A 15180-nucleotide genomic window follows, 5' to 3' on the forward strand; every position below is an offset into this window, starting at 1 on the left:
AATCTGGCCGTGGCGAGCATTCTGGAAACAAAACAGGCAATCGTGAGTGAAGTGGCTGCCGTGGCAGCCACCGCGCCGGTGCTGGTGGGTCTGGACCTGAGCGGACTGACGGTCCGCCAGGTGACCGGCCTGCGGCGCGAGGCGCGCAAGGCCGACGTGTATCTGAAGGTGGTCAAGAACACCCTGCTGCGGCGGGCCGTGGAGGGCACCGGCTTCGAGTGCGTGCGCGAGGCCGCCCGGGGCCCGCTGATGGTTGCCTTCTCGCGCGGCGAACCGGGCGCTGCGGCGCGCATGGTGCGCGATTTTCGCAAGGCCAACCCGAAGGCCGAAGTCCGACTGGTGGCGGTCGCCGGACGCCTGCTGCGGCCGGAAGATCTGGATGCGGTGGCCAAGCTGCCGACCCGCGACGAAGCCATCGCGCAGTTGATGGGCGTCATGAGGGCGCCGATCGCCAAGCTGGTGCGCGTGCTGGCGGCGCCCAACAGCAAGCTGGTGCGCACGCTGGCGGCGGTGCGGGACCAGAAGCAGGGTTGAGGCGGCAGGTTCGGGCCGCGGTATTTCAAATTTTTATTTTTCGTTCCCAGGAGTCAGGACCATGGCGGTTAGCAAGGAAGAAATTCTCGACGCAATTTCCAACATGACGGTGATGGAAGTCGTCGACCTCATCAGCATGATGGAAGAGAAATTCGGTGTCAGCGCGGCCGCGTTTGCGGCGGCGCCAGTGGCCGTTGCCGGTGGCGAAGCCGCCGCGCAGGTTGAGGAGCGCACGGAGTTCGACGTGGTCATGTCGAGCTTTGGCGAGAACAAGGTCAACGTCATCAAGACCGTGCGCGCCCTGACCGGCCTGGGCCTGAAGGAAGCCAAGGACCTGGTGGAGGCCGTGCCGGCCACCATCAAGACCGGCATTCCGAAGGCCGAGGCTGAGGATGTGGTAAAGCAGCTGGTCGAGGCGGGCGCGGCAGCCGAGGTCAAGTAATCGTCGCCGAGCCGCGTCTGAGCCGATCGGCAGGACGCATCCACGGTCCGGTCCGGCCGCCATCTTCGGCGGCTAGGTCGTGCTGTACCCAAGGGAAGGCCCCAGGCGCTGCGTGCTGGTGTAAACAACCGGCCACGTTGCGTCGGGGTCTTCTTTTGTCTCGTTTTTTGGCCGCTCCGCGTGCCGTCGTCGGGCAGTGCATTGCCGACAGGCCTGGCCGCGAGTGACATCTGAAGGTTTCGTCTGGGGGCTGCGATCCATGGCTTACTCGTTTGCCGAGAAAAAGCGTATCCGCAAGAATTTCGGCCGGCGGCCGGAAGTGTTGGAGGTGCCGAACCTGCTGCAGATGCAGCTCGATTCGTACCGGCGCTTCCTGCAGACGGACGTGCCGGCGGAGCGGCGTGAGGACCTGGGCCTGCAGGCGGCCTTCCGGTCGGTGTTCCCGATCCAGAGCAGCACCGGCGCCGCGGCGCTGGAATTCGTCGAGTACCGGCTCGGGCGCTCGCCGTTCGATGTCAAGGACTGCCAGGTCCGCGGCATGACCTATGCCGCGCCGCTGCGGGCGCGCGTGCGGCTGGTCATTTATGACAAGGCCGGCAAGAACCGTGTGGTCAAGGACGTGCGCGAGCAGGAGGTCTACATGGGGGAGATTCCCCTGATGACCGACACCGGCACCTTCGTCATCAATGGCACCGAGCGGGTCATCGTCTCGCAGCTGCACCGGTCGCCGGGCGTGTTCTATACCCACGACAAGGGCAAGACTCACTCTTCCGGCAAGGTGCTGTTCTCGGCGCGCATCATTCCGTACCGCGGCTCGTGGCTGGACTTCGAGTTCGACCCGAAGGACCTGGTGTACGTGCGCATCGATCGGCGGCGCAAGATTCCGGCCACCGTGCTGCTGCGCGCGCTTGGCTATGGTGTCGAGGAAATCCTGGGTCTGTTCTTCGAGACCGATACGCTGCGTCTGTCCAGCGAGCAGATCACGCTGGACCTGGTGCCCGAGCGCATGCGCAACCAACAGGTCACGTTCGACATTCTGGATGCCAAGGGCAATGTGATCGTGCCGGCCGGCAAGCGCATCTCCGCGCGTCAGGCCAAGCAGCTGGACGCCAGCGGCGTGCGCGAGCTGGTGGTACCGCCCGACTATGTCCACGGCAAGGTTCTGGCCAAGGCCGTGGTCGATGCGACCAGCGGCGAGATTCTGGCCGAGGCCAACGCCATTCTCGACGCGCCCTTGCTGGAGAAGCTGCGCGCCGCTGGCGTGCGCGAGCTGTCGGTGCTGTACGTGAACGACGTCGACCGCGGCGCCTACATCTCCGATACGTTGCGGGTGGATCACACCACCGGCCGTCAGGACGCCCTGGTCGAGATCTACCACATCATGCGTCCGGGCGAGCCGCCGATGCGCGATGCGGCCGAAACGCTGTTCCAGAACCTGTTCTTCAGCAGCGAGCTGTACGACCTGTCCGCCGTCGGCCGCATGAAATTCAACCGCGGCGTCGGCCGCGCCGAGACCACCGGTCCGGGCGTGCTGTCGAAGGAAGATATCGTTGCGGTGCTGCGCAGGCTGATCGATATCAAGAACGGCCAGGGCACCGTCGACGATGGCGATCATCTTGGCAACCGGCGCGTGCGCTGCGTGGGCGAGATGATCGAGAACCAGTTCCGCATCGGCCTGGTGCGCGTGGACCGCGCGGTGCGCGAGCGGCTGTCGTTCGCCGAGTCCGAGGGCCTCATGCCGCAGGACCTGATCAACGCCAAGCCGGTGTCGGCGGTGATCAAGGAGTTCTACGGCTCCTCGCAGCTGTCGCAGTTCATGGATCAGGTGAACCCGCTGTCGGAGGTCACGCACAAGCGTCGCATCTCGGCCCTGGGCCCGGGCGGCCTGACCCGCGAGCGGGCGGGCTTCGAGGTGCGCGACGTGCACGCGACACATTACGGTCGCGTGTGCCCCATCGAAACGCCGGAAGGCCCGAACATCGGCCTGATCAACTCGCTGGCCGTGTTCGCCCGTGCCAACGACTACGGATTCCTCGAAACGCCCTACCGGGTGGTGCGCGACGCCAAGGTCACCGACGAGGTGGTCTACATGTCGGCACTCGACGAGCCGGAGTACGTCATCGCACAGGCCAGCACCCGGCTGGGGCCCGACGGCAGCCTCAGCGACGAGTTGATCTCGTGCCGCCATGGCAATGAATTCACCATGACCACGCCCGACCAGGTGCAGTACATGGACGTCTCGCCGCGTCAGATCGTATCGGTAGCGGCTTCGCTGATTCCGTTCCTGGAACACGATGACGCCAATCGCGCCCTGATGGGCTCGAACATGCAGCGCCAGGCGGTGCCCACGCTGCGCGCCGACAAGCCGCTGGTCGGTACCGGCATGGAGCGCACGGTGGCCAGCGATTCGGGCACGGCCGTGGTGGCGCTGCGTGGCGGCGTGGTCGAGGCGGTCGACGCCGGCCGCGTCGTGGTGCGCGCCAACGACGACGAGGCCGGCGCCGGTACCTCCGGGGTCGACATCTACAACCTGACCAAGTACACCCGTTCCAACCAGAACACCTGCATCAACCAGCGGCCGCGGGTCAAGGCCGGCGACCGCATCGAGCGCGGTGACGTGCTGGCGGACGGTTCGTCCACCGACATCGGCGAGCTGGCGCTGGGCCAGAACGTGCTGGTCGCGTTCATGCCCTGGAGCGGCTACAACTTCGAGGACTCCATCATCATCTCCGAGCGGGTGGTGCAGGAGGACCGGTTCACCACCATTCACATCCAGGAGCTGACCTGCGTGTCGCGCGACACCAAGCTCGGCCCGGAGGAGATCACTGCCGACATCCCGAACGTGGGCGAGGCGGCGCTGGCCAACCTGGACGAGTCGGGCATCGTGGCCATCGGCGCCCAGGTGCGCCCGGGCGACATCCTGGTCGGCAAGGTCACGCCCAAGGGCGAGACGCAGATGACGCCGGAGGAAAAACTCCTGCGCGCCATCTTCGGCGAGAAGGCCTCCGACGTTAAGGACACCTCGCTGCGCGTGTCGGCCGGCGTGGTCGGGACCGTGATCGACGTGCACGTGTTCACCCGCGAGGGTGTTCCGAAGGACGAGCGCACCAAGGCCATCGAGGCCGAGGCCCTGGCGCGCGTCAAGAAGGATTTCGACGACCAGTACCGCATCACCGCGGATGATGCCTATGCCCGTATCGAGCGCCTGCTGGTGGGCAAGGAAGCGCAGGTCGGCCCGAACAAGCTCAAGGCCGGCACCACCATCACGGCCGACTATCTGGCCTCTGTGCCGCGCGAGAAGTGGAGCGAGATCGGCCTGAAGGATGCCGAGGCAGCGGCGCAGGTCGAGCGCATCCTCGAGCAGCTGGCCCGCAAGCGCAAGGAGTTCGACCAGCTGCAGGACGAAAAGCGCAAGACCCTGACCACCTGCGAGGAGCTGCCGCCGGGCGTGCTCAAGATGGTCAAGGTGTTCGTGGCGCAGAAGCGGCGCGTGCAGCCGGGCGACAAGATGGCCGGGCGGCACGGCAACAAGGGCGTCATATCGGTCATCGTGCCGGCCGAGGACATGCCGTACATGGCCGACGGCACCACGGTGGACGTGATCCTGAACCCGCTGGGCGTGCCCTCGCGCATGAACGTCGGCCAGGTGCTGGAAACCCACCTGGGCTGGGCGGCCAAGGCGCTGGGCCTGAAGATCGGCAAGGCGCTGGATGCCGGCGGCAAGCCCACCGAGCTGCGCCAGCTTCTGAACACCATCTACAACGAGTCGGAAGGCACCGGCGCCGACCTTGATGCCTTCGACGACGGCGAGATCCAGGAGCTGGCGCACAACCTGCGCGGCGGCGTGCCGATGGCGACGCCGGTGTTCGACGGCGCCCGCGAGTCCGACATCAAGGCCATGCTGCGCCTGGCCGGCCTGCCCGAGAGCGGGCAGACCACCCTGTATGACGGGCGCACCGGCGATGCCTTCGATCGCCAGGTGACGGTCGGCTACATGTACATGCTGAAGCTGAACCATCTGGTCGACGACAAGATGCACGCCCGCTCGACCGGGCCGTACAGCCTGGTCACCCAGCAGCCGCTGGGCGGCAAGGCGCAGTTCGGCGGCCAGCGCTTCGGTGAGATGGAGGTGTGGGCGCTGGAAGCCTACGGCGCCGCCTACACCCTGCAGGAAATGCTGACCGTCAAATCCGACGATGTGAACGGGCGTACCAAGATGTACAAGAACATCGTCGACGGCGATTACCGCATCGAGGCCGGCATGCCGGAGTCGTTCAACGTGCTGGTGCGGGAAATCCGTTCACTGGGCATCGACATTGAACTCGAGCGCGAATAAGGCAGTACCGAACTGCGGTTTTCGGTCACCTGAAGCGGGGATACGATCGTGAAAGAATTTCTGAACCTGATGAAGCAGACCACGGGCATCGATGATTTCGAGGCCTTCGGTATCGGGCTGGCGTCGCCCGAGAAGATCCGTTCCTGGTCCTGGGGCGAGGTCAAGAAGCCGGAAACCATCAACTACCGCACCTTCAAGCCGGAGCGTGACGGCCTGTTCTGCGCCAAGATTTTTGGCCCGATCAAGGACTACGAGTGCCTGTGCGGCAAGTACAAGCGCCTGAAGCACCGTGGCGTGATCTGCGAGAAGTGCGGCGTCGAGGTCACCCTGACCAAGACCCGTCGCGAGCGCATGGGCCACATCGAGCTGGCCAGCCCGGTGGCGCACATCTGGTTCCTGAAGTCCCTGCCCTCGCGCATGGGCATGGCACTCGACATGGGCCTGAGCGAAGTCGAGCGCGTGCTGTATTTCGAGGCCTACGTGGTGGTCGATCCGGGCATGACGCCGCTCGAGCGCGGCAAGCTGCTGACCGATCAAGAGTACTTCGAAGCCCGCGAGCAGTACGGCGACGAGTTTGACGCCCGCATGGGTGCCGAAGCGGTCCTGCAGTTGCTCAAGGCGCTCGATCTGCCGGCCGAGACGGCGCGCCTGCGCGAGGAAATCATCAGCACCGGCTCCGAGACCAAGCACAAGAAGCTGGTCAAGCGCCTGAAGCTGCTGGAGTCGTTCCAGGAATCCGGCAACCGCCCGGAATGGATGGTCCTGACCGTGCTACCGGTATTGCCGCCGGAACTGCGCCCGCTGGTGCCGCTCGACGGCGGCCGCTTCGCGACCTCGGACCTCAACGACCTGTACCGGCGCGTCATCAACCGCAACAATCGCTTGAAGCGCCTGCTGGACCTGAACGCGCCGGAAATCATCGTGCGCAACGAAAAGCGCATGCTGCAGGAATCGGTCGATGCGCTGCTGGACAACGGCCGCCGCGGCCGCGCCATCACCGGCACCAACAAGCGGCCGCTGAAGTCGCTCGCCGACATGATCAAGGGCAAGCAGGGCCGCTTCCGGCAGAACCTGCTGGGCAAGCGTGTCGATTACTCGGGCCGTTCGGTGATCGTGGTCGGTCCGCAATTGAAGCTGCACCAGTGCGGCCTGCCCAAGAAAATGGCGCTCGAGCTGTTCAAGCCCTTCGTGTTCGGCAAGCTCGAGCGCCGCGGCCTGGCCACCACGATCAAGGCCGCCAAGAAGCTGGTCGAGAAGGGTGGGCCGGAAGTCTGGGACGTGCTCGAGGAAGTCATCCGCGAGCATCCGGTGCTGCTGAACCGCGCCCCGACCCTGCATCGCCTGGGCATCCAGGCCTTCGAGCCGGTGCTGGTCGAGGGCAAGGCCATCCAGCTGCACCCGCTGGTGTGCACGGCCTTCAACGCCGACTTCGATGGCGACCAGATGGCGGTGCACGTGCCGCTGTCACTGGAAGCGCAGCTGGAAGCCCGCGCCCTGATGATGTCCACCAACAATATCCTGTCGCCGGCCAACGGCGATCCGGTGATCGTGCCGACGCAGGACGTGGTGCTTGGCCTGTACTACATGTCGCGCGAGCGCATCAATGTGCGTGGCGAAGGCCGCGTGTACGCGGATGCCGCCGAGGCGAAGCGCGCCTACGACGCCGGCACTGCCGAGCTGCACGCGCGGGTCAAGGTGCGCATCACCGACAGCGAGTTCAATGCGGACGGTGAACTCCAGACCCGCACCCGCCTGATCGATACGACCATCGGTCGCGCCATCCTGTCGCAGATCCTGCCGGCCGGCATGCCGTTCGAGCTGATCAACCGGGCGCTCGACAAGAAAGTCATCTCGCGCCTGATCAACGACTGCTACCGCAAGGTGGGCCTCAAGGCCACGGTGGTGTTCGCCGACCAGCTCATGTACACCGGCTATCAGTACGCCAGCCGTTCGGGCGCGTCGATCTGCGTGGACGACATGGTCACGCCGGACGAGAAGACCGCCATCATCGCCCGCGCCGAGGGTGAGGTGAAGGAAATCGCCGAGCAGTACATCTCCGGCCTGGTCACCGACGGCGAGCGCTACAACAAGGTGGTCGATATCTGGTCGCACGCCAACGAGCAGGTGGCCGCCGCCATGATGCAGAAGCTCGGTCACGAGACCGTGATCGACCGCAGCGGCGCCACCGTGACGCAGCCGTCGTTCAATTCCATCTACATCATGGCCGACTCCGGTGCCCGCGGCAGCGCGGCGCAGATTCGCCAGCTGGCCGGCATGCGCGGCCTGATGGCCAAGCCCGACGGCTCGATCATCGAAACGCCGATCACGGCCAACTTCCGTGAAGGCCTGAACGTCATCCAGTACTTCATCTCCACCCACGGCGCGCGCAAGGGCCTGGCCGACACGGCGCTCAAGACCGCCAATTCCGGTTACCTGACCCGTCGCTTGGTGGACGTGGCGCAGGACCTGGTCATCACCGAGCACGACTGCGGCACCGAGGATGGCGTGCACCTGGGTGCGGTGCTGGCCGGTGGCGACGTGATCGAAGCCCTGCGCGACCGCATTCTGGGCCGTACCGCGGCGCAGGACATCCTGCTGCCAGGTTCCGACGACGTGCTGGTCGAGGCCGGCACCCTGCTGACCGAAGACGTGGTGGCGCAGATCGAACAGGCCGGTGTCGACGCCGTCAAGGTGCGCTCGGTCATCACCTGCGAGACCCGCTTCGGGGTTTGCTCCAAGTGCTACGGTCGCGACCTGGCGCGCGGCCACCTGGTCAACGTCGGCGAGGCGGTGGGCGTCATCGCCGCGCAGTCGATCGGCGAACCGGGCACCCAGCTGACCATGCGCACGTTCCACATCGGTGGTGCGGTATCGCGCAAGATCGAAGCCAACAGCATCGAGGTGCGCACCCGCGGCACCATTCGCCTGGACAACGTCAAGGTGGTGGTGCAGGCCGGCGGCAACCGCGTGTCGGTGTCCCGCTCCGGCGAGCTGGTGGTGGTCGACGAGCACGGCCGCGAGCGCGAGCGCCACAAGCTGCCGTACGGCGCCGTGGTCACCGCCAGCGACGACCAACTGGTCGACGCCGGTCAGGTGGTGGCGACCTGGGACCCGCACACGCATCCGATCATCGCCGAGGTGGCCGGCATCGCGCAGCTGAGCGACGTCGAGGAAGGTGTCACCACCATCAGCGAGGTCGACGAGGCGACCGGTCTTTCCAACATCGTCGTCACCGACGCCAAGCAGCGCGGCATGGCCGGGCGCGACCTGCGCCCGATGGTCAAGCTGATCGACGCCAGCGGCAAGGATCAGCTGCTGCCCGGGACGGACATTCCGGCCCGCTACTTCTTGCCGGCGGGTGCCATCATCACCGTCGTCAAGGGCGCCGAAGTGGGCGTGGGCGAGGTGCTGGCCCGCATTCCGCAGGAGACCTCCAAGACCCGCGACATCACCGGTGGCCTGCCGCGCGTGGCCGACCTGTTCGAGGCGCGCCGCCCCAAAGACCCGGCCATCATGGCCGAGCAGACCGGCATCGTGTCCTTTGGCAAGGAAACCAAGGGCAAGCAGCGGCTGATCATCACCGACGATCAGGGGCAGCAGCACGAGTACCTGATTCCGAAGTACCACCACATCACGGTGTTCGAGGGCGAGCACGTCAGCCGGGGCGAGAAGATCGCCGACGGTGCGCCGGTGCCGCACGACATCCTGCGCCTGCTGGGGGTCGAGGAACTGACCCGCTTCGTGGTCAACGAGGTGCAGGAGGTCTACCGCCTGCAGGGCGTGAAGATCAACGACAAGCACATCGAGGTCATCGTGCGTCAGATGCTGCGCCGGGTGGAGATCACCGACGCGGGCGACTCGAAGTTCCTCAAGGGTGAGCAGGCTGAACGCGGTGCGGTGGCCGAGGCCAACGCCGACCTGGTGTCCAAGGGCAAGCAGCCGGCGCGTTACGAGCCGGTGCTGCTGGGCATCACCAAGGCGTCCCTGGCGACCGAGTCGTTCATCTCGGCCGCTTCGTTCCAGGAAACCACGCGCGTGCTCACCGAGGCTGCCGTCAGCGGCAAGCGGGACGAGCTGCGCGGCCTGAAGGAGAACGTCATCGTCGGGCGCCTGATTCCGGCCGGTACCGGCTTCGCCTATCACGAGGAGCGCCGCCGTCGCGGTCACAGCGAGCTTGAGCAGTTCGCCGAGCTGTGGAACCAGACCGAAGGTACTGGGACGGCGGCCGGCGACGCTGATCAAGCTTCCGAGCAGCAGGCCACGGCGCCTTAACGTTGCCTTCTGCTGGCCCGCCCCTGCCGGGGCGGGCCAGCCCGCGTACGAACCCGGTGAAGGCCCGTATGGCCAGGATGTTGCGCCCTGGCGGGTGCTTGCCGGGTTCGGTTGATGGCATTTGAATTGTGATCGGCTGCGATTGCGCCGAATGCGTCTGTTGAAGACCGGAACGGCGCGCTTTTTGGGTTGACAGTGACCCCGCCGATCCCTAGAATTCCGCTCCCCTGACAGGTCGGGGCCCCGTTGCCCCGGCCTGTCTATTTATTTGTGACCAGGAATTTTCCATGGCGACGATCAACCAGCTGGTCCGCAAGCCGCGCGTGCAGCCGCGAAAGAAGTCGCCGGTTCCGGCGCTCGAAGCCTGTCCGCAGAAGCGTGGCGTGTGCACGCGTGTCTACACCACCACGCCCAAGAAGCCGAACTCGGCCCTGCGCAAGGTGGCGCGCGTGCGCCTGACCAATGGCTTTGAGGTCACCACCTATATCGGTGGCGAAGGCCATAACCTGCAGGAGCACTCGGTGGTGCTGATTCGCGGCGGTCGCGTCAAGGACTTGCCCGGCGTGCGCTACCACACAGTGCGCGGCACGCTCGACACCACGGGTGTCAAGGATCGTCGCCAGGGTCGCTCCAAGTACGGTGCCAAGCGGCCCAAGAGCTGATCGATTCCAGGCGCCCCGGCGTTCACCCGCCGGGCGACTTTTCCCGATTTCTTTAGAGATCTGCCATGTCGAGACGACGAGTACCCGCCAAGCGCGACATCCTTCCGGACCCCAAGTTCGGCGACAAGGTGTTGGCCAAGCTGATTAACGTGATCATGCATGACGGCAAGAAGTCGGTCGCCGAGGCCATCGTGTACGGTGCCCTGGATCGCCTGACGGAGAAATCGGCGTCCGATCCGGTGGAAAAGGTCCGCCAGGCGCTGACCAATATCGGGCCGCTGGTCGAGGTCAAGTCCCGTCGTGTCGGTGGCGCCAACTACCAGGTGCCGACCGAGGTGCGCCCGTCCCGTCAGCAGGCGCTGGCCATGCGCTGGCTGATCGATGCCGCCCGCAAGCGTGGCGAGAAATCCATGGCGCTGCGCCTGGCCGGTGAAATCGGCGACGCGTCCGAGAACCGCGGCGCGGCCGTGAAAAAGCGCGAAGACACCCACCGCATGGCGGAGGCCAACAAGGCCTTCTCCCATTACCGCTGGTAAGCAGCGGTTTCTGAATCCGGATTCGACCGAGTAAACAGTCGTGCGTACCACCCCGATCGAGCGTTATCGCAACATCGGCATCATGGCCCACATTGATGCCGGCAAGACGACCACCACGGAACGCATCCTGTTCTACACCGGTGTGTCGCACAAAATGGGCGAAGTCCACGACGGCGCCGCCACCATGGACTGGATGGAGCAGGAGCAGGAGCGGGGCATCACCATCACGTCCGCGGCCACCACCTGCTTCTGGCAGGGCATGGACAAGCAGTTCCCGCAGCACCGCATCAACATCATCGACACGCCCGGTCACGTCGACTTCACGATCGAGGTCGAGCGTTCGCTGCGCGTGCTGGATGCCGCGGTGGCCGTGTTCTGTTCGGTCGGTGGCGTGGAGCCGCAGTCCGAGACCGTATGGCGCCAGGCCAACAAGTACGGCGTGCCGCGCTTGGCCTTCGTCAACAAGATGGATCGCTCCGGCGCCAATTTCCTGCGCGTGGTCGAGCAGGTTCGCACCCGCCTGGGCGCCAATCCGGTGCCGATCCAGCTGCCGATCGGCGCGGAAGAGAATTTCGAGGGCGTGGTCGACCTGATCGGCATGCGCGCCATCTACTGGGACGATGCCACCCAGGGCATGAGCTACGAGCCGCGCGACATTCCCGAAGCCATGCAGGCGGATTGCGCGAAGTGGCGCGAGAAGATGATCGAGGCGGCTGCAGAGGCCGACGAGGCGCTCATGGAGCAGTACCTCGAGGGTGGCGAGCTGTCGGTTGACGACATCAAGCGCGGCCTGCGTCAGCGTGTCCTGCGCAGCGAAATCGTGCCCATGCTGTGCGGTTCGGCGTTCAAGAACAAGGGCGTGCAGGCGATGCTCGACGCCGTCGTCGAGCTGCTGCCCTCGCCGGCCGACAAGCCGCCGGTGCGCGGTCTTGACGAGCGCGAGCAGGAAGACACGCGTCCGGCCACCGACGAGGCCCCGTTCTCGGCGCTCGCGTTCAAGATTGCGACCGATCCCTTCGTCGGTACGCTGACCTTCTTCCGCGTCTATTCCGGCGTGCTCAGTTCCGGCGACAGCGTCTACAACCCGGTCAAGGGCAAGCGCGAACGGGTCGGTCGCATCCTGCAGATGCACGCCAATACCCGCGAGGAAATCAAGGAAGTGCGCGCCGGCGACATCGCCGCGGCGGTGGGTCTGAAGGACGTCACCACCGGCGACACACTGTGCAGCGAGAAGTCGATCATCACGCTCGAGCGCATGGAGTTCCCGGAGCCGGTGATTTCGGTGGCGGTGGAGCCCAAGACCAAGAGCGACCAGGAAAAGATGGGCATCGCGCTGCAGAAGCTGGCGCAGGAAGACCCGTCGTTTCGTGTGCGCACCGACGAGGAATCCGGCCAGACCATCATTTCCGGCATGGGCGAGCTGCATCTTGAGATCATCGTCGACCGCATGCGCCGTGAGTTCAAGGTCGAAGCCAACGTCGGCGCGCCGCAGGTGGCCTACCGCGAAACCATCCGCAAGTCGGTCGAGCAGGAAGGCCGCTTCGTGCGCCAGACCGGTGGCCGTGGTCAGTTCGGCCACGTCTGGCTGCGCATCGAGCCGCGCGAGCCGGGCGAGGGCTACCAGTTCCACAACGGCATCGTCGGCGGCGTCGTGCCCCGCGAATATATCCCGGCCGTGGACAAGGGCGTTCAGGAAGCGCTGGGCAACGGCATCATCGCCGGTTACCCGGTGGTCGACGTCAAGGTGACGCTGTTCGACGGCTCCTACCATGACGTCGACTCGAACGAAATGGCGTTCAAGATTGCCGGCTCCATGGCCTTCAAGGAAGGCGCGCGCAAGGCCAGCCCGGTCCTGCTCGAGCCGATCATGAAGGTCGAGGTGGTGACCCCGGAAGACTACATGGGCGATGTGGTCGGTGATCTGAACCGACGTCGCGGCGTCATCCAGGGCATGGATGACTCGCCGTCCGGCAAGGTCATCCGCTGCGAGGTGCCGCTGGCCGAGATGTTCGGTTACGCCACCGACCTGCGCTCGGCCACCCAGGGCCGCGCCACCTACTCGATGGAATTCAGCAAGTATCTGGAGGCGCCCAGCAGCGTCGCCCAGAAGGTCATCAACCAGTAACGTCCGTCGGACGGGTCAGTCAAGCGAAGGGTGTGAGTCATGTCCAAGGCCAAATTTGAGCGAACCAAGCCGCACGTGAACGTGGGCACGATCGGTCACGTGGATCACGGTAAGACGACGCTGACGGCGGCGCTGACCAAGATCGGCGCGGAGCGTTTTGGCGGGGAATTCAAGGCCTACGACCAGATCGACAACGCGCCGGAAGAGCGGGCGCGCGGCATCACCATTGCGACCGCGCACGTCGAGTACGAGTCCCCGACCCGCCACTACGCGCACGTCGACTGCCCCGGTCACGCCGACTATGTGAAGAACATGATCACCGGTGCGGCGCAGATGGACGGCGCCATCCTGGTGGTGTCGGCGGCCGACGGCCCGATGCCGCAGACCCGCGAGCACATCCTGCTGGCGCGTCAGGTGGGCGTGCCGTACATCGTCGTGTTCCTGAACAAGGCCGACATGGTCGACGACCCCGAACTGCTCGAGCTGGTCGAGATGGAAGTGCGCGAACTGCTGACCCAGTACGGCTTCCCGGGCGACGACACCCCGATCGTGACCGGCAGCGCGCTGAAGGCGCTCGAGGGCGACCAGAGCGAAATCGGCGTGCCGGCCATCCTGAAACTGGTCGACGCCATCGACAGCTACATCCCGCTGCCGGAGCGCGCCATCGACGGCGCGTTCCTGATGCCGGTCGAGGACGTGTTCTCCATCTCCGGGCGCGGCACCGTAGTGACCGGTCGTGTCGAGCGGGGCATCGTCAAGGTCGGTGACGAAATCGAGATCGTGGGCATGCGCCCGACCATCAAGACCACCTGCACCGGCGTGGAAATGTTCCGCAAGCTGCTGGACCAGGGCCAGGCGGGCGACAACGTGGGCGTGCTGCTGCGCGGCACCAAGCGGGACGAGGTCGAGCGTGGTCAAGTGCTGTGCAAGCCCGGCTCGATCACCCCGCACACCAAGTTCGAGGCCGAGGTGTACATCCTGTCCAAGGACGAGGGCGGGCGCCACACGCCGTTCTTCAAGGGCTACCGCCCGCAGTTCTACTTCCGGACCACCGACGTGACCGGCAGCTGCGAGCTGCCGGCGGGCACCGAGATGGTGATGCCGGGCGACAACGTGAACCTGCAGGTATCGCTGATCACGCCGATCGCGATGGACGACGGCCTGCGGTTTGCGATCCGCGAGGGCGGCCGCACGGTCGGCGCCGGCGTGGTTGTCAAGGTGATCGAGTAAGCACCATGGCCGGACAGAAGATTCGCATCCGTTTGAAATCCTTCTCGCATCAGCTGATCGACAAGTCGGCGCGCGAGATCGTCGACACCGCCAAGCGTACCGGCTCACGTGTGCACGGGCCGATCCCGCTGCCGGTGAAGATCGAACGCTTCACGCTGCTGCGCTCGCCGCACAAGGACAAGGATTCGCGCGATCAGTTCGAGATTCGCACCCACAAGCGGTTGATGGACATCATCGACCCGACCGACAAGACGGTGGATGCGCTGATGAATCTGGATCTGGCCGCCGGCGTGGACGTGCATATCAAGCTCAGCTGACGGCCGTGGGCAGGCCCCGAAGGGTGGGGTTGCAGCCCGGGCGATTTGGATAACAGGTAAGGGAACCAGGCATGGCCATTGGTTTGGTGGGCCGCAAGTGCGGCATGACACGAATATTCACGCCGGAAGGCGCCGGGGTGCCGGTGACGGTGGTCGACGTGTCCAACAATCGCGTGGTGCAGGTGCGCACCGCCGAGGTGGACGGCTATCGAGCCGTGCAGGTCTCGCGCGGCAGCAAGCGTGCGGCGCTGGTCGACAAGGCCCTGGCCGGGCACTACGCCAAGGCCGGGGTCGAGCCCGGACGCAGCCTGACCGAGTTTCGCCTGCCCGAAGGCGCAGGTGACGAGTTGGCGGTTGGCGACACCCTGTCCCCCGATCAGTTCGAGGCAGGCCAGATGGTCAGCGTGACCGGTGTGACGCGCGGCCGGGGGTTCACCGGCACCGTGGCGCGCTGGGGTTTTCGCGGCGGCGACGCCACGCACGGCAACTCGCTGTCGCACCGTGCGCCGGGCTCCATCGGTCAGAACCAGACGCCGGGCCGCGTGTTTCCGGGCAAGAAGATGGCTGGTCACGCCGGCGATGTGCAGCGTACGCAGCGCAATCTCGAGGTGATCAAGGTAGACGCGCAGCGCGGCCTGCTGCTGATCAAGGGCGCGGTGCCCGGGCCAACGGGTGGTGAGCTGATCGTGCGGCCGATCGTGAGCGGCAAGAAGGCAGGGGCGTGAC

10 protein-coding genes are annotated in these 15180 nt (G+C 65.7%); all 10 read left to right on the forward strand.

Going from position 1 to position 15180, the window contains the following annotated elements:
- Window positions 1-9 precede the first annotated feature (9 nt).
- The 10 genes from rplJ to rplC all read left to right on the forward strand — a co-directional run bounded on the left by rplJ (window position 10) and on the right by rplC (window position 15179).
- A complete protein-coding gene (gene rplJ, locus H5U26_RS03525; protein WP_290616687.1) occupies window positions 10-534 on the forward strand; it encodes a 50S ribosomal protein L10 in 525 nt (174 codons plus the stop codon).
- Window positions 535-595: 61 nt separating this feature from the next.
- On the forward strand, window positions 596-976 hold the full coding sequence (gene rplL, locus H5U26_RS03530; RefSeq protein ID WP_290616689.1) for a 50S ribosomal protein L7/L12: 381 nt from the start codon (window positions 596-598) through the stop codon (window positions 974-976).
- A gap of 259 nt (window positions 977-1235) precedes the next feature.
- A complete protein-coding gene (gene rpoB / locus H5U26_RS03535; protein ID WP_290616691.1) occupies window positions 1236-5312 on the forward strand; it encodes a DNA-directed RNA polymerase subunit beta in 4077 nt (1358 codons plus the stop codon).
- Between the two features lie 48 nt (window positions 5313-5360).
- Window positions 5361-9584 carry a DNA-directed RNA polymerase subunit beta' gene (gene rpoC, locus H5U26_RS03540; protein WP_290616693.1) on the forward strand — a complete coding sequence of 1408 codons (4224 nt, stop codon included), beginning with the start codon at window positions 5361-5363 and terminating at the stop codon, window positions 9582-9584.
- Between the two features lie 287 nt (window positions 9585-9871).
- Window positions 9872-10246, forward strand: coding sequence for a 30S ribosomal protein S12 (rpsL, locus tag H5U26_RS03545; RefSeq protein WP_290616695.1), 375 nt, complete (start codon window positions 9872-9874; stop codon window positions 10244-10246).
- 65 nt (window positions 10247-10311) lie between these two features.
- The gene (rpsG, locus tag H5U26_RS03550) at window positions 10312-10782 is read left to right on the forward strand and encodes a 30S ribosomal protein S7 (RefSeq protein ID WP_068805612.1); all 471 of its coding nucleotides are present in this window, start codon (window positions 10312-10314) and stop codon (window positions 10780-10782) included.
- A 40-nt stretch (window positions 10783-10822) separates the two neighbouring features.
- Window positions 10823-12907, forward strand: coding sequence for an elongation factor G (fusA, locus tag H5U26_RS03555; RefSeq protein ID WP_290616699.1), 2085 nt, complete (start codon window positions 10823-10825; stop codon window positions 12905-12907).
- Between the two features lie 39 nt (window positions 12908-12946).
- Complete coding sequence (gene tuf, locus H5U26_RS03560) at window positions 12947-14137, forward strand: elongation factor Tu (protein ID WP_290616679.1); 1191 nt, start codon at window positions 12947-12949, stop codon at window positions 14135-14137.
- A gap of 5 nt (window positions 14138-14142) precedes the next feature.
- Window positions 14143-14454 (forward strand): 30S ribosomal protein S10, encoded by a 312-nt coding sequence (gene rpsJ / locus H5U26_RS03565; protein ID WP_290616701.1) that lies wholly within the window; start codon window positions 14143-14145, stop codon window positions 14452-14454.
- Between the two features lie 71 nt (window positions 14455-14525).
- Complete coding sequence (gene rplC / locus H5U26_RS03570) at window positions 14526-15179, forward strand: 50S ribosomal protein L3 (protein ID WP_290616703.1); 654 nt, start codon at window positions 14526-14528, stop codon at window positions 15177-15179.
- The last annotated feature ends 1 nt before the right edge of the window (window position 15180 follow it).

The organism is Immundisolibacter sp. (assembly GCF_014359565.1).
GTDB lineage: Bacteria > Pseudomonadota > Gammaproteobacteria > Immundisolibacterales > Immundisolibacteraceae > Immundisolibacter.